Origin of the sequence: Kribbella sp. NPDC050241, assembly GCF_044459685.1 — a bacterium.
Taxonomy (GTDB): domain Bacteria; phylum Actinomycetota; class Actinomycetes; order Propionibacteriales; family Kribbellaceae; genus Kribbella.
The window spans coordinates 368,100-382,553 of sequence record NZ_JBITJE010000002.1; the positions used below are offsets into that span (position 1 = coordinate 368,100).

Here is a 14,454-nt window from a genome sequence, read left to right on the forward strand (position 1 = left end):
GAACCGCCGAAGAGGTCCGATCACCCCGTCGGTGGGGTGCGCCGGTCCCCTCAAACCGGCCCACCCCACCGCGTCCGACCCCGCTACTTGACCTCGCGACGTGAGCTTGCCCACAGTCCGACGATGGTTGGGACAACGATCCAGACCGCGATCGAGGTCAGTGTCTCGGGCACCATGCCGTGCAGGTCGCGGTCCGCGATCCGGCCGAAGGCGCCGAACACGTCCAGCCAGTTCGCGTTGTCCTTGAACAGGGCCGGGCCGGCCAGCGACCAGGCGGTCGGGGCGATGAAGTAGACCAGAATCGCGACCGCGGTCTGGGCGATCACCGCACCGAAGGCGGCAGCCATCACCACGTTGAGCGCGCTGGTCAGGTACGCGCCGGCCAGTGCTCCGCCGAGCCCGGCGTACGACGAGCCGTCGCCGCCGACCGCGCCACCGAGCGCTGTACCCGCCAGCGCCAGCAGGTTGGTCACGGTCAGCACCACGATGCTGATGATGATCGCGGACACGAATTTGGCGATCTGCACCCGAACCCTCCGGGGCGACAGCGTGAAGGTGGTCAGCGCTGTGCGCTGGGTCCATTCGCTCGTCATCGCCATCACGCCGATGACCGGCAGCAACAGCATCACGCTGGTGGAGGCCGCACTGAGGAATCCGTCGACGGTGGCTGGGCCCTGCGGCAGGTGGGTCAGTTGCCAGCCGATCGCGATGACGGCCAGCGCCAGGATCGCGCCGATCAGCAACTTGCCGCTGCGGGTGTCCACGGACTTGCGCAGTTCGATGCCGACGAGTTTCAGGAAGGACTGCCCGCGGACGGGCGGAAGACTGGTCGTCGCCTCGGCCCGGTGCTTCGCCGGGGTGGTGGGCGCGACGTCGGTCACGGTGGTCATGGCTATGAGCTCCAAACTCGGTGCTTGATACTGCTCGTTCAGGAGAAGTGGTCAGGCCGCTTCGGCGGCCGGAGTGGTGAGCTGGAAGAACAGGTCCTCCAGGCCGGCGCCGTCGCTCTGGCGCAGTTCGAGCAGGATCTGGCCTGCGGCCGCGGCGGCGCGGCCGACCTGCTCGGCGGTGGCGTCGACGCGCAGCGCGCCGTCGTGCAGCGGCTCCAGCCGCAGACCGGCCGCGGTCAGGGCCTCGTTCAGGCCGATCGGGTCGAGGCCGCGGACGAGCGTGCCGCTGCCGGACAGCAGTTCTTCCAGCGAGCCGTTGGCGACGATCCGGCCGCCGCCGATCACGACCAGCCGGTCGACGGTCGCCTGGACCTCGCCCAGCAGGTGGCTGGACAGGATCACCGTGCCGCCGCGGGACGCGAAGTCCTGGAGCAGTCCACGCATCCACCGGATGCCCTCCGGATCCATCCCGTTGGCCGGCTCGTCCAGGATCAGTACGGCGGGATCGCCCAGCAGCGCACTCGCGATACCGAGCCGCTGCCGCATGCCCAGCGAGTACTGCCCGACCCGGCGCTTGGCGGCGTGACTGAGGCCGACGGCCTCGAGCATCTCGTCCACGCGCGTCTTCGGCACCCCGAGCAGGCTGGCGTTGAGCAGGAGCGTCTCCCGTCCACTCCGGCCCGCGTGCTGCGCGGCGGCGTCCAGCATGACGCCGACGACCCGGCCCGGGTTCGGCAGGTCGGCGTACTTCTTGCCGTTGATGGTCGCGGTGCCTGACGAGGGCGGCGTGAGGCCGGTCAGCATCCGGAGTGTGGTGGACTTGCCGGCGCCGTTCGGGCCGAGGAAGCCGGTGATGCTTCCCGGCTGGACGGTGAAGGACACGTCCTGGACGGCAGTGGTGCTGCCGTACCGCTTGGTCAGGTTCTCGACGGTGATCATGACGTCGAGTCAACCGTCACCGGCCCCCTCGGCACATCGGACGACAGGCTCGACCAACCCCCTACGAAAGTCTCTCGGGGACATCCCCGACCCCCACCTGATGGGGGACGAGACGGCGTACTCCGGGCAACTACGCTGACAGAATGCGACGGTTGCGCCGGTGGTACGCCTGGTGGGTCAGGCATGCCCCGCGCCTGCGCGACTTCCTGTACGTCGGCTTCAGCCTGCTCACGATCGCCCTTCAGGCGGCCTCCGGTGACGGCGGCTGGGACCTCAAGGACTGGTACGTCCTGGGCGCCGGCGTGGTGGCGTCGGCCGCGCTGTTCTGGCGCCGGCGGTTCCCGGCCGTCGTGACCGCGATCGGCGTGCTCGCGATGCTGACGGCGGGTCTCGTCGTCCCGATGGGTCTCGCCTTGCTGACCCTGGCGATCCGCCGCCGCGACCTCGTTCTCGCGATCCTCGGACTGGCCGGGTACGCCGCTTACGTCCTCAACATGTGGAGTGAGGGCGGCGGGTTCTGGGTGTCGGTCTTCAGCGGACCGTTCCTGATCGGAAGCTGGATCGCGGCCGGCGCCTACATCGGCGCCCGCCGGGATCTGATGGTGTCGCTGCGCGATCGTGCCGAGCGCGCCGAGGCGGAGCGCGAGTTGCGCAGTGAGCAGGCGCGGCTGGGCGAGCGGGCCCGAATCGCCCAGGAGATGCACGACGTGCTGGCGCACAAGGTGTCGCTGATCGCCCTGCACGCCGGCGGCCTCGAGGTGAACCCGGCCGTCGGCCCGGACAAGGTCGAGGGGTCGGCCCGGTTGATCCGGGAGACCGCGCGGCAGGCGATGGAGGATCTCCGCGAGGTTCTCGGCGTACTGCGCTCCGACGTCAGCGTCGACGGGGCCGACCTGACTCCGGTGCCGCGGGCCGCGGACCTGGAGCGCCTCGTGATGGCGTCGCGGGATGCGGGCGTGAGTGTGGCGGGCGAGTTCACGCTGCCGGACGACGTACCGGTGTCGATCGGGCGGACGGTCTACCGCGTGGTCCAGGAGTCGCTGACCAACGTGCACAAGCACGCCCGGGGTGCGTCCACCGAGGTCCTCGTGTACGGCGACCGCGGCGACGGCGTGACGGTGAGGGTGACGAACGTGCGGCCGGTGGCTGCTGGTTCACTGCTCCCGGGCGCCGGTGCCGGACTGGTTGGGCTGCGTGAGCGGGTCCAGCTGGCCGGTGGGCGGCTGTCGACGGGACCGACGCCCGAAGGCGGCTGGCGGGTCGAGGGCTGGCTGCCCTGGCCGGACAACCGGGAGAGTGCCGAGCCTGTGCATGTGGACGAAGGGGAACGATGACGCGGCTGCTGATCGTGGACGACGAGGCGCTGGTCCGAGCCGGACTGAAGATGATCCTGGAGTCGGACGACGAGCTCGAGGTGGTCGCCGAGGCCGAGGACGGTGCCGACGCCGCGCGGATGGTGAAGGAGCACCGGCCGGACGTCGTACTGATGGACATCCGGATGCCGCGGCTGGACGGGCTGGCCGCCACCCGCGAGGTCCAGGCGTTGCCGGATCCGCCGAAGATCGTCGTCCTGACGACATTCGACCTGGACGACTATGTGTTCCGGGCGCTGCAGGCCGGGGCGAGCGGGTTCCTGCTGAAGGACACTCCGCCGCGCGAGCTGGTGCAGGCGATCAAGGTGGTGGCGGCCGGGGACGCGATGCTGTCGCCGGCGGTGACCCGGCGGCTGATCGGGCACTTCGCCGCCGACCCCCGGGCGGACCGCCGGCGGGCGGCGAAGGAGCGGATCGCCAAGCTGACCGATCGCGAGCGCGAGGTGCTGGTCGAGGTCGGCCGCGGCCTGCAGAACTCCGACATCGGCAGGACGCTGTTCATGAGCGAGGCGACGGTCAAGGCACACGTGTCGCGGGCGCTGGTGAAGCTGGACGCCACCAACCGGGTCCAGGTCGCGATCCTCGCCTATGAGGCCGGTCTGCTGGACGGATAGAGAAACCGGCCCAGGCCGTCGGAGGGGTGGGGGGAACGACGGCCCGGACCGGTTCCGGGGTCAGCGGCGCCCGTGGGGGGAGGAGACGCTGACGGGTCGGACTCAGACGCGGCCGAAGGCCACCTTGCTGGTCCAGATCTTCGCCTTCGCGACCGGGCGGCCCGGCCTCGAGGCGTGCCACAGCATGTTTCTGCCGGCGTAGATGCCGACGTGGTACACGCGGCCGCCACTGCTCTTGAAGAAGACGAGGTCACCCGGCTTCGCGGACTTGCGGCTGATGTGCTTTGTCGCCCTGTACTGCGCTCGCGACGTACGCGGCAGCTTCTTGCCGGCCTTCTTGTAGACGTAGCCGGTGTAGCCGGAGCAGTCGAAGCCGCGCGGGGTCGTGCCGCCGTAGCGGTACGGCCTGCCCTTCAGCTTCGCGGCCTCCCTGAGCACCCTGGCCCGGAAGGTCGACGCGGCGGGCTTGCCGTACGGACCGTAGAGGATCCCGCGCTTCGCGGCCCAGGTGAGCCGGCCCCAGGTCTTCGGATCCGTGTACCCGGTCGCGCGAATGCCCCAGGAGCGCTGGAACTTGATCAGCACCCGGTAGGTGCTGGTGCCGAAGTAGCCGTCCGGCCCGAGGTGCAGGGCACGCTGCACGTACGAGACCGTCTTGCCCTTGTCCCCGCGCCGGAGGTACGGGTGGCTGTTGATCGGTGCGTTGCCGCGGATCTGGGCCGGGGTCAGGGCGGTGGTGGCCGCCGAAGCGGGCGCCGGGCTGGTGGTGACGCTGATCGCGGCTCCACCGCCGACAGCAAGGCCAACCGACAGGACTGCGGCAGCCGCCCCCCGGGGTGCGCCGGACTTGGTGTTCTTGCGGTGTTTGGCGACGGTCCGGCCGATCGGCCGGACGGTACTGGCCTCGCTGGGCTGGCTGACGGCGCGCCAAAGCGACGTCCGCCGGGCAGTGACGGGCATGGTTGTCTCCCGACGCCTGTGAAGTTAGCTGTCGGGTTCGGGCTGGGATTCATCGCCCGGTCCGCTCCCGCGGACTTCACCCCAGGGTTCCGACCACTCACGGTCGAGACCCAACCTCCTGGGTCCCCCACCTCTGCCATGGTTCTTCGAGGGGAGCACATGTGCCTGGCAGAGCTCGGCGTTCACACATGTGCGGTCCGTGTTGTTTACCGAACCGCCGACGACTGTATAACAGAACGATCACGACGCAAACCCTCAGATCCACAGGGACCCTCTGGAAAGGCCCTCAACGGCTCCCTGACGGATCAGGGAGTTGGGGTGAACACAAGGTGTCCTGAGCGTGTCTGAGCGAGGCTCAGACGGCGAATCAGCGGCTCGGTGTGACTCCAGTCACATTTCATTTGTGGCTCTCTGTGACAACGGGCACAACGAGTGCGCAGGGCAGCCTAAGGTGCCTGAGAATTCAGCTATTTCCGAGCAGCTCGCGGAACCGGTCCAGCCCCACGTTCCCGCCGGACAGCACCACCCCGACGCGCTCCGGCAGACCCTGGATCCGCCCGGCCAGCAGTGCCGCCAGCGCGCTGGCCCCGCTCGGCTCCAGAACGATCTTCAGTCGCTCGAACGCGAACGCCATCGCGGCCACGATCTCGTCGTCACTGACCAGTTCGAAGCTGTCCACCAGCCGCCGGTTCACCGCGAACGTCAGCTCGCCGGGTGACGAGATCGCCTGCCCGTCCGCGATCGTCCGCGGTACGTCGATCTCCACCCGCTCGCCCGCGGCCAACGACCGGGCGTGGTCGTCGCCGGCCTCCGGCTCGACGCCGATCATCCGGATTCCCGGCGACAGCAGCGTCGCCGCGGTCGCGCAGCCGGCCATCAACCCACCGCCGCCGACCGGGACCAGGAGCGCGCCGAGCCGGCCGACCTCCTCGATCAGCTCGAGCGCAACCGTCCCCTGCCCCGCCATCACGTCGTAGTGGTCGTACGGCGGAATCAGCGTGAGCCCACGTTCGGTGGCCAACTCCTTGGCCAGGGCGGCCCGGTCCTGCGTGTACCGGTCGTACGTGACGACCTCAGCGCCGTACCCACGGGTGGCCGCGAGCTTCGTCGGGGGAGCGTCCTCGGGCATCAGGATCACCGCGACCGTCCCCGCGATCCGGGCCGCGAGGGCAACGGCCTGCGCATGATTCCCCGACGAGTACGCCGCCACGCCGTGCTGGAGCTGGTCGGCGGACAACCGGCTCACCGCGTTGTAGGCGCCGCGGAACTTGAACGCGCCGATCCGCTGGAAGTTCTCCGCCTTGAGGAAGACGTGGGCTCCGACCCGCTCGTCCAGAGTCCTCGAGGTGAGGACCGGCGTACGGTGGGCGACCCCGGCGATGCGCTCGGCGGCGGCCCGGACATCTGTGAGACTCAGCTCGGCCATGGGGCGAGGCTATCGCGATGTCAAGATCGCCCGGGCGGCTCCGTACTCATCGTCGAGAGGCCCCCGCACCGGGGGCTGTGGTGAAGGAGAGATCGTGAAGTACCTACTGATCATGAACATCAACCCCGACGTTCTCGCCGCGCTGAGTGAGGAGGAGCAGCAGGCGATCGGCGCCGGTCACCAGAAGGTGATGGCGACCATGAAGGAGTCGGGCGAGTTCCACAGCACCGTTGCGCTGGCCGAGCCGGCCAAGTCCACGGTGGTCAAGGTCCGCGACGGCGTACCGGCGGTGACGGACGGGCCGTTCGTGGAGGCGAAGGAGTTCCTCGGCGGCTACTACCTGATCGACGTGGCGTCGGCGGAGCGGGCCCAGGAGCTGGCGGCGATGATCCCGGACGCCGCGATCGAGGGCCTCGGTATCGAGATCCGGCCGGTGGTCTTCGAGGAAGGTCTCTGACCGTTGCCGACAGCAAAGGGGTTCTCCACAGGTTGTGGAGAACCCCTTGTTTTCTGTGGGTTTCAGTCCGTCTGGTCGTCGATCTTCGCCTCGGGGGCGCTCTTCTGGATCGACTCGATCCCGTTCAGCGCCGCGGCCTTGCTCGAGTAGCTCTCGCTGCTGGTCGCGATCACCTCGCCGTTGCCGGCCTTCAGCCGGAACCGGAACTCGCCCGACTTGTCCTTGTAGAGCTCGAACTTCCCCGCCATCGGTCTACCTCCGTGAGGATTGTTGTCACTGTCCGTGTCGGGAGCGTAGCGCCGTCAGCCCGCCGGAACCTCGCGCACCACGCCGGGCGGGCCGGACCAGCCCGGCCACGGACCGGGCGACGGGCCGTCGCCGTCCGGGCGCTCCTCTTCGACTGTCTTGTACGGCTTCAGCCCGCGCGCCTGGTAGTTGGCCAGCGCGGCCGGACCGTCGAGCGTGTTCGTGTTCACCCAGACGCGGGTGATCGGATCGACGCTCTCGTGCCGCTCGTGCAAGGTCCACGCGTTCCGCAGACCGACCGTCAGCAGGTGGCCGCCGAGCCCACGGCCGATGAATCCGGGCAGCAGTCCGAAGTTCTCGATCTCGACCTCGCTGCCGGCCCCGCGCATCGCGACGTACCCGGCCGGAATGCCGCCGGCCCACGGGACGTAGGTCTCGAAACCGGAGCGGCTCAGCCAGTCGACCCACTGGTCCCAGTTCCAGCCGAGCTTGCCGAACCAGTGCCAGTGGCCGCCGACGGCGGTGTAAAGGTACCGCCCGAACTCCGGTGAGACCTCCTCGACCCGGCGGATCTCCACCGGCTGCTTGCGGGCCGGAACCAGCTCGTCCGGGCTGTGCTGCTGCAGGTAGGTGATGACGCTGAGTGCCAACTACTGCTCCTTCTTCAGTACGCCGCAGATGCCCGCGACCACGAGTTCGATCCCCAGGGCGTAGTAGCGGTCGGTGGAGGTCGGGCAGATCAGGGTGTCCGCGGCAGCCGTGATCAGCGGGTACTTCCGCGGCGACAGGCCAGCCAGGGCGGCACGCTTCATCCGTAGGGAATCCTCGCGCGCGACCGGGTCAGTCACCTCGCGGGTGATCGGGTCCGTGGTCACCAGGGAGATCAGCGAGCAGACGGACTGCCGGCCGACCTCGGCCGCGTCGTCGATCGAGAATCCGCCCTCGGTGAGCAGTTCCATGATCCGCTCGGACATCGCCAGTCCCGCCTCGGACACCAGGATCCGGGTCAGCGTGAGGTCCGCCAGCTTCGGGTGCGCACGGAGCGCCGTCACGAACTCCGTCAGCGCCTCGGTCAGCTGCTCGTCCCAGCGCGCGTTCGTCGGCTCCGGCACTACGACGTCCGCGAGCAGCCGGTCGCCGAGGGCGGCCAGCAGATCGTCCTTGTCCTTGAAGTGCCGGTACAGCGCCATTGGCGTGACGCTGTGCTGGGTCGCCAGACGGCGGAGGGTGACCGAGGCCGGTCCCTCCACGTCCGCGAGGGCCAGTGCGCTGTCGACGACCTTGTCCGGATCCAGGCGGCGAACGGGTTCTTTGGCAATCACGTTGACAAGTTTACACCGTAGACCTACCGTCTACGGAGTACGCATACAGCGTATACATACAACGTAGACTCTCGTTCTGAGTGAGGTAGGCATGCGACGCAGTCCCTGGGCCACCCTGGCGGTGCTGGCCCTAGCGCAGTTCATCGTGGTGCTCGACGTGACGATCGTGAACGTCGCGCTGCCGCACATCCAGGCGGACCTGAACTTCTCCGCCGACTCCCTGCAGTGGGTGATCAACGCCTACACCCTGCTCTTCGGCGGCTTCCTGCTGCTCGGCGGGCGGATGGCCGACCTGCTCGGGCCGCGCCGGGTGTTCGTCGCGGGCCTGCTGCTGTTCGGTGTCACCTCGCTGGTGGCCGGATTGTCCAACTCACCCGAGTTCCTGATCGGTGCGCGCGCCGTACAGGGTCTCGGTGGTGCACTGTTGTCGCCGGCGGCGCTGGCGATCCTGACCATGACGTTCGCGCACGGGCGGGAGCGGAACATCGCGATGGGCGTGTGGGGCGGTCTTGCCGGTCTCGGTGGAACGCTCGGCGTCGTGGCCGGCGGTCTGCTGGTCGACTCGCTCAGCTGGCAGTGGGTGTTCTTCGTCAACGTGCCGATCGTGCTCGCTCTGGTCGCACTCATTCCGTCGTTCGTCCCCGACGTACGGCACCACTCCGGACGGCGTACGTTCGACACGCTTGGCGCAGTGCTCGGTACGGCGGGCCTGATGGCGATCGTGTACGGCGTGGTGCGGTCGGAGCCTGCTGGTTGGGGTTCGTTCGAGGTGGTCGGCGTACTGGTCGCCGGAGTGGCGCTGCTGATCTCCTTCGTGGTGGTGGAACGACGGTCTGCTGCTCCGCTGGTGCCGCTGCGGCTGTTCCGGTCGCGTGCGTTGAGTGTCTCGAGCGCATCGCTTGCTCTGAACGGTGCTGGGTTCCTGTCGATGTTCTTCCTGACTGCTATCTACTTGCAGCAGGTCCGTGGAGACAGTGCGCTCGACGCCGGCGTGCACTTCCTGCCCATGGGTGGTGCGGCGATCCTCGGGGCGGTCCTGGCTTCGCAGCTCGTGCAGCGCGTTGGAACGCGTACGGTGCAGCTGGCCGGCGCAGTACTGAGCGTGGGCGGTCTGCTGCTTCTCTCGCAGGCCGATGCGTCCGGCAGCTACACCTCCCAGTTGCTCCCCGGGTTCATCATCTTCGGCTTCGGCATCATCGGGGTCGGCGTACCTGGTCAGATCACCGCTGTCTCCGAAGTACAGCCGCAGGAGGCAGGCGCTGCGTCCGGTGTGGTCAACGCGATGTACCAGGTCGGTGGTGCACTGGGTCTGGCCATCGTCACGACCTTGTCCATCACCCACACCACCAACGAGCTGACCCACGGCGCCACTCAGCAACACGCCTTGCAAGCCGGCTTCGAACGCGGCCTTTTGGTAGCCGCCGCCTTCGCCGTAGCCAACGTCCTCCTCACCCTCGCATCCCCCCAACTCCAACCCACCTCAGAACAACTAACCGAAGCCACCGCCGCCGCCTGACCCACCCAACAACCCCGGCCGCCTGCGCGGCCGGGGTTGCCTCATGAGCCCCAGGAGGCGGGCCCGCGTATCGGCGTCGTCATCCCGCGCCGAGGTCCCGCCCCAGCCTGAACCGCCTCCTGCGTCTCCTTGGCTTCGTACCGAACCCGCACGACGTCCAAGTCGGCAGCCCGAGTTCGGCCAGTGCATCGGGTTCGCTGTGAACGTGGATATCGCTCCGGAGCGTCCGCTGCCACCTGATCTCGTCCTCCTGCCACCGGTTGATGAACTCCACACACAGGTCAGCTGAGATGCTCGCTGCTCTCTTCTCGGCGGTCTGCAGTGAACGCTGTGCGTCCAGCACGTCCAGGTATCCGGCCGGACTGGCGCTGAGCTGCTCGCGGAGAAGTGCGCCGAGGGTCTCATCGATCATGGCCCGCCGAATCTCGGTGAAGTCCGTCCAGTACCGCGGTCGCGTGGCGGCTGCCAACTGCTCTTCGAAGGTCGAGCCAGGCATGCTGTCGAAGATCGCGTAGAGCCCCTCCGCCAGCAGGTCGCCGAACTCTTGTTCGTCCGCGCGGGTCGGATCCGCGAAGGGCAGGTACTCCGCTTGCTGTACCTCACCGACCTTCGGCAAGGACCGGGCGGCGGCGTGACGTGCGAAGAAGAACCAGTCCTCGTTGTAGATGTCGGCGAAGAAGGACAGCCTGGGGTCGCGCAAGTTGACACCCAGCGTCGCGCCACTGACGAACACATCCTGTTTGAACCCGACGAGGCGTCGCGCATGACAGACCACCGAGTTGTCGGGGAAGTACCGGGAGATCATGGACGCCACCGGGTGCCGATCGAGCTGGCCGGTCATCCGCGCGACAGCTGGGTGCGCGATGCGGCTGATGTCGTCGTCGACGAACATGATCTTGCTCCAGCCGCGCATCAGCGCGAGCAACAAGCCGAGGTTTCGCTTGACGCTCAGGTCGCTGGACCTGCTGGCAGAAGCTTGCTTGAACTCCGCTCCCGACGTCCCCGGGAGATCGAAAGGCAAGCTGTAGTTCTCGGGCACCTCGACCACGAGCGCGCGGGCTCCGAACGTCTTCTCCACACGTTGTGCGACCTGTGCGAGCTGAGCTTGCTGGCTGCACAGGATGACCAGCGGTATCGAGAGTGAAGCGGAGAGGGTGATGATGTCCTGCAAGCCTGACGCCGGTCGTGCGGTCGGCACCACGATGGCGTCCAGTCGAGTGCGCGATCGCGGCACGCGACCCGCCTGCTCATCGCGAAGCAGTGACGCGTGAGACGGCCCGTGGTTGAACTGGCGGCTCACCCGTCCGGCTCCTCTGGACACCACTCGAAGAGCCGGTTCTGCGGGATCTCGAGATCGGGACTGACGGTTGTGCCGTTGACCACCGGGACTCGCAGGAGCAGCGCACAGGATCCGCCGGGGAACCGGTGCGCGAGGTACGCCTCGTTTCGCTCGCGGACCGCGTCATCAGTCAGGGTGCGGACGGCGCCCAGCACGCCGCGACTGTAGACACCGTTGCAGATCGTGATGGTCCGGCTGTGGTTGAACGGATTGCGCAGCCGAACGAGGAGTGCCACGTCCTCGACCAGTTCTCGCGGTTGGCTGTCGCCCGAGGCGTCCCACAACGGCCGATACTCCGCCCCGTCGCGTGATCGGAAGATCTCGCCGTCGTTCAGGTCGGGGACTGTCACTTGCTCGATGGGGAGTTCGTCCAGCACGCGCATCAGCCGGCTGGTGACGCTGTTGAACCCGATGCCCCCGAGCAGAATCAGATGGTCGGACAGGTCGTCTGCGCGGATCTCGGTGGGCAGACGGTGCTGTACGGGAAGCTCTGGGTTCGAAGCGCGTACGTGGCCCCACATCTCGATCAGCGCGTCGAGGTCGGCATACCTGTACAACCGCGTGTGGTTCGCGTCGTCCTCCTCCGCCAGCGGCGAACGAAGGTCGACTGGCAGCTCCGGACAGATCAGCGTGATGCGGCCGGATTCGAAGTCGAAGGTGTACGGCCCATCGACCGGCGGATCGAGTTGGTGGCGAACCGCGTCACGCAGGCCGAGCAGTTCACGATGAAGCGTCTGGAAGCGTTCCCGCTCGTCCGCACTCAACTCATGCTCACGGCGTACTCGCGCAGACGTGTCGTCAGTTCTGGAGAAGAGCAGGGCGTACGCGCGTAGCCGTTCCTCCGGAGGCAGTTTGGGGTTGGACTGCGACTCCCACGAGCTGATCGTCGCAACCGCGACACGCGAGTCGGTGCTGAGCGCGCGCGCCAGCTCGGACTGGGTCAATCGCTGGGATTCCCGCAGGTCCCGAAGTCTCCTGGCAAGTCGCACGGCATCGGGCGAAGGGGCCAAGATGCACTCCTGGGAGATCTCTCGTCATGCCAGCCATTCGCGCCGCCGCGCGGAAACGACGCTGAGCGCTCGGTCACCTAAAATTATGCCCTAGTTCACCAAACGCTGAAAGCTACTCCGAGTTCGCAGGCGATCCGACGACCTTGATGTGCTTCAAGAACTCTTGTTCGTGCCTGCGGCGGCCGTTCGACTTGATCTCCTGTGTGTCCAGCGGTCCGGTGTAACCCAGTCGTAAATAGAAATCTCGAGCCGAGTGATTTTCGGTGAAGACCCAGAGTCGCAGCTCTTGTGCTCCCTTGGTCGCCGCCGTATTCTCCACCGCCCAGACCAGGGTCTCACCCACTCCTCGGCGGCGCATGTCCGCAGCGACCCAGAGAGCCTCGAGATGCAGGTCGTCGTGCGAGCGAGCGTTGCAGTTCAGTTTTACAAGACCGACTTGTCTCGCATCGAACGTCGCCATGAGCCAAACGCTTAGATCAAGCTCCTGACGCCACTGCTTCTCGCTGTAGTTCCGCTCGGCGGAGATGTCACCGAAGAATGATTCAGGAGAATCTGCCAGCGCCTGCAGTCGCAATTCTCTAAGGGTTCGCCAGTCGTCCGGGGTCAAGTGGCAGACAGAAATCTGCGATCGGCCAACCTCTCGAAATTCTCGCACCGTAGATCCTTTGTATGTCGACGCTTCCTGGTCGGATGAAGCGGCGCCGCAGGCAAGCAACTGTTTGTCTGGACTCTTGATCACGACGCAGCCGCAGGCCAGCTGTACGGACAGCCCAAGGTCGTGTCGCGGCCGAGGCTCACTCGCCGGCCCCCTCGTCCGGCGACCACTCGAAGAGACGGTTGCTGTGCGTCTGCAGGTCAGGCGCCAGCGCACCGCCGTTCTTCGTCATCTCAACCCGCATGAGCATCGCGAACGATCCGCTCGGGAACCGGTTTGCGATGTACGCCTCGTTACGATCGCGAACCCTGGAGTTCGTGAGCGCGCGGACCGCCCCCAGCACTCCGCGGCTGTAAACACCGCTGCAGATGGTGACGGTGCCTTGGTCCGTGTAGGGATTGCGCAATCGGGCGAGGAGCGCGACGTCCTCGACCAGTTCGCGGCGGCGGCCGTCACGCCATACGTCTTCGGCCTGATCTGCTGCGATTCGCCCCGCGTCAACGGTCTTCGGGCCGTCGTTCTCGACCTCCATCCACTCGGGACGGAACTCTCGACCGCCCCGCGCGCCCAGTCTGAAGATCTCGCCATTCTCCAGGTCCGGGGCGACAACCTGCCGAATGGGGAGATCCGCCAGCTTTCTCTGGAGACGAGCAGCGACCCGGTTCCAACCGATGCCGCCGAGCACGATCAGATGACCGTTCAGATGGCTGTCTCCGACCTTGGCTGAGGACACATGCTCCACCGGCAGTTCGGGATTGGAGGCACGGATGTGGCCCCAAAGCTCGATCAACGCATCGAGGTCTGCGTAGCGGTACGCCCAGGCGTAGTTCGGATTCTCCTCCTTGGCCAGCGGAGAGCGGGCACTCTCCGGCACCTCGGGGCAGACGATCGTGATCGGGCCGCTCTCGAAGGTCCAGATGGAGCCGCTGGACGATGACGCGACCACGCCGCGAACCGCGTCGCGAAGGTCGATGAGCTCCTGGTGCAGCGCGTTGAACTGCTCGCGTTCGGCAGGGGTCAGATCCTGCTCGCGGGGCAGATGTGGAGTGCCGTCCGCCTGGGTCTGTGAGAAGAACAGGGCATAGGAACGCAACCGTTCCTTGGGTGGCAGCTTGGGGTTGGTCAACGACTCCCACGAGCTGATCGTCGGCACAGCTACCCGCGCGTTCTTGCTGAGTGCTTCCGACAAGGTCGCCTGAGTCAGGCCGCGAGATTCGCGCAGATCCCGCAGGCGTCTAGCGAGTCGCTCCGCCTCTGCTGAGGGCGCCACAGGTCACTCCCGAATGGTCAGCCGGCGAGGTAGCCAGCATCCGATCACCATACTGTCTACTCCTCTACCAGGCCACAACCGAAGCTCGGTAGAAGGAGAGTTGCTGACTACCTCCCGTTGGCGCCGTGGTCGAGTCTGATCACTAATCGTATCGCCGCGCGACTCTACTGTGACGGCGCGCGATATTGCAAGCGAGAATCGAGTCCGTGTTCTATCTTTATACCTAAGTACACCTGAAGACAGGTGAAGCCACGCGGTACAGAAGGAGAGATGCACTGCGACCCAGCCCGCGCGATGTTTGTTGATCGAAGCAGGTGCCCCATGAGCAGAACCATCGCCGCAGCACAGATGCTCACCGTGACGCCTTCGCCCTTCGTGGGCGTTCGGCCCCACCTCGTTTCATCACAGCGAGGAAGCTTCGTCATCCAGGACCACGG

General features: G+C 67.0%; 15 protein-coding genes and 1 riboswitch. Of the genes, 4 read left to right on the forward strand and 11 right to left on the reverse strand.

The window, feature by feature from the left end:
• Positions 1–83 precede the first annotated feature (83 nt).
• Both ACIBG5_RS09660 and ACIBG5_RS09665 read right to left on the reverse strand, forming a co-directional pair.
• Positions 84–890 (reverse strand): ABC transporter permease, encoded by an 807-nt coding sequence (locus tag ACIBG5_RS09660; protein ID WP_396391110.1) that lies wholly within the window; start codon positions 888–890, stop codon positions 84–86.
• 51 nt (positions 891–941) lie between these two features.
• Positions 942–1,829, reverse strand: a complete 888-nt coding sequence (locus tag ACIBG5_RS09665; protein WP_396391111.1) for an ABC transporter ATP-binding protein — start codon at positions 1,827–1,829, stop codon at positions 942–944.
• Positions 1,830–1,972: 143 nt separating this feature from the next.
• Between ACIBG5_RS09665 and ACIBG5_RS09670 the strand changes: the two genes are divergently transcribed.
• Both ACIBG5_RS09670 and ACIBG5_RS09675 read left to right on the forward strand, forming a co-directional pair.
• Complete coding sequence (locus ACIBG5_RS09670) at positions 1,973–3,163, forward strand: histidine kinase (protein ID WP_396391112.1); 1,191 nt, start codon at positions 1,973–1,975, stop codon at positions 3,161–3,163.
• A complete protein-coding gene (locus tag ACIBG5_RS09675; protein WP_393394099.1) occupies positions 3,160–3,816 on the forward strand; it encodes a response regulator in 657 nt (218 codons plus the stop codon). The genes ACIBG5_RS09670 and ACIBG5_RS09675 overlap by 4 nt, the downstream gene beginning before the upstream one ends.
• A 102-nt stretch (positions 3,817–3,918) precedes the next feature.
• On the opposite strand, the gene ACIBG5_RS09680 is transcribed toward ACIBG5_RS09675, so the two are convergent.
• Both ACIBG5_RS09680 and ACIBG5_RS09685 read right to left on the reverse strand, forming a co-directional pair.
• Positions 3,919–4,776, reverse strand: coding sequence for an NlpC/P60 family protein (locus ACIBG5_RS09680; protein ID WP_396391113.1), 858 nt, complete (start codon positions 4,774–4,776; stop codon positions 3,919–3,921).
• Positions 4,776–4,967: riboswitch (cyclic di-AMP (ydaO/yuaA leader) on the reverse strand. (Overlaps the previous gene by 1 nt.)
• 272 nt (positions 4,968–5,239) lie before the next feature.
• The gene (locus ACIBG5_RS09685) at positions 5,240–6,202 is read right to left on the reverse strand and encodes a threo-3-hydroxy-L-aspartate ammonia-lyase (protein ID WP_396391114.1); all 963 of its coding nucleotides are present in this window, start codon (positions 6,200–6,202) and stop codon (positions 5,240–5,242) included.
• Positions 6,203–6,296: 94 nt separating this feature from the next.
• Between ACIBG5_RS09685 and ACIBG5_RS09690 the strand changes: the two genes are divergently transcribed.
• On the forward strand, positions 6,297–6,659 hold the full coding sequence (locus ACIBG5_RS09690) for a YciI family protein (protein ID WP_396391115.1): 363 nt from the start codon (positions 6,297–6,299) through the stop codon (positions 6,657–6,659).
• A 62-nt stretch (positions 6,660–6,721) separates the two neighbouring features.
• Here ACIBG5_RS09690 and ACIBG5_RS09695 read toward each other — a convergent pair whose 3' ends face one another.
• Genes ACIBG5_RS09695 through ACIBG5_RS09705 form a run of 3 tightly spaced genes read right to left on the reverse strand, consistent with a single transcriptional unit; the run spans position 6,722 to position 8,227 of the window.
• Positions 6,722–6,907, reverse strand: a complete 186-nt coding sequence (locus ACIBG5_RS09695; RefSeq protein ID WP_396391116.1) for a YegP family protein — start codon at positions 6,905–6,907, stop codon at positions 6,722–6,724.
• Positions 6,908–6,961: 54 nt separating this feature from the next.
• Positions 6,962–7,555 carry a GNAT family N-acetyltransferase gene (locus ACIBG5_RS09700; protein ID WP_396391117.1) on the reverse strand — a complete coding sequence of 198 codons (594 nt, stop codon included), beginning with the start codon at positions 7,553–7,555 and terminating at the stop codon, positions 6,962–6,964.
• The gene (locus ACIBG5_RS09705) at positions 7,556–8,227 is read right to left on the reverse strand and encodes a TetR/AcrR family transcriptional regulator (RefSeq protein WP_396391118.1); all 672 of its coding nucleotides are present in this window, start codon (positions 8,225–8,227) and stop codon (positions 7,556–7,558) included.
• 91 nt (positions 8,228–8,318) lie between these two features.
• Here ACIBG5_RS09705 and ACIBG5_RS09710 point away from each other — a divergent pair, with 91 nt between their 5' ends.
• Positions 8,319–9,743 (forward strand): MFS transporter, encoded by a 1,425-nt coding sequence (locus ACIBG5_RS09710; RefSeq protein ID WP_396391119.1) that lies wholly within the window; start codon positions 8,319–8,321, stop codon positions 9,741–9,743.
• Positions 9,744–9,822: 79 nt separating this feature from the next.
• Here the strand turns inward: ACIBG5_RS09710 and ACIBG5_RS09715 are convergent, their stop codons facing one another.
• The 4 genes from ACIBG5_RS09715 to ACIBG5_RS09730 all read right to left on the reverse strand — a co-directional run bounded on the left by ACIBG5_RS09715 (position 9,823) and on the right by ACIBG5_RS09730 (position 14,017).
• Positions 9,823–11,043: a hypothetical protein gene (locus tag ACIBG5_RS09715; RefSeq protein WP_396391121.1), complete on the reverse strand. Its 1,221-nt coding sequence runs from the start codon at positions 11,041–11,043 to the stop codon at positions 9,823–9,825.
• The gene (locus ACIBG5_RS09720) at positions 11,040–12,092 is read right to left on the reverse strand and encodes a hypothetical protein (RefSeq protein ID WP_396391122.1); all 1,053 of its coding nucleotides are present in this window, start codon (positions 12,090–12,092) and stop codon (positions 11,040–11,042) included. The genes ACIBG5_RS09715 and ACIBG5_RS09720 overlap by 4 nt, the downstream gene beginning before the upstream one ends.
• A 112-nt stretch (positions 12,093–12,204) precedes the next feature.
• Positions 12,205–12,747, reverse strand: a complete 543-nt coding sequence (locus ACIBG5_RS09725) for a GNAT family N-acetyltransferase (protein ID WP_396391123.1) — start codon at positions 12,745–12,747, stop codon at positions 12,205–12,207.
• Positions 12,748–12,886: 139 nt separating this feature from the next.
• Positions 12,887–14,017: a hypothetical protein gene (locus ACIBG5_RS09730; RefSeq protein WP_396391124.1), complete on the reverse strand. Its 1,131-nt coding sequence runs from the start codon at positions 14,015–14,017 to the stop codon at positions 12,887–12,889.
• Between the last annotated feature and the right edge of the window lie 437 nt (positions 14,018–14,454).

Coding starts and splice junctions, on each gene's coding strand:
- ACIBG5_RS09675 (WP_393394099.1), top strand. CDS start 3,160: ATGACGCGGCTGCTGATCGTGGACGACGAGGCGCTGGTCCGAGCCGGA.
- ACIBG5_RS09685 (WP_396391114.1), bottom strand. CDS start 6,202: ATGGCCGAGCTGAGTCTCACAGATGTCCGGGCCGCCGCCGAGCGCATC.
- ACIBG5_RS09680 (WP_396391113.1), bottom strand. CDS start 4,776: ATGCCCGTCACTGCCCGGCGGACGTCGCTTTGGCGCGCCGTCAGCCAG.
- ACIBG5_RS09665 (WP_396391111.1), bottom strand. CDS start 1,829: ATGATCACCGTCGAGAACCTGACCAAGCGGTACGGCAGCACCACTGCC.
- ACIBG5_RS09695 (WP_396391116.1), bottom strand. CDS start 6,907: ATGGCGGGGAAGTTCGAGCTCTACAAGGACAAGTCGGGCGAGTTCCGG.
- ACIBG5_RS09710 (WP_396391119.1), top strand. CDS start 8,319: ATGCGACGCAGTCCCTGGGCCACCCTGGCGGTGCTGGCCCTAGCGCAG.
- ACIBG5_RS09660 (WP_396391110.1), bottom strand. CDS start 890: ATGACCACCGTGACCGACGTCGCGCCCACCACCCCGGCGAAGCACCGG.
- ACIBG5_RS09670 (WP_396391112.1), top strand. CDS start 1,973: ATGCGACGGTTGCGCCGGTGGTACGCCTGGTGGGTCAGGCATGCCCCG.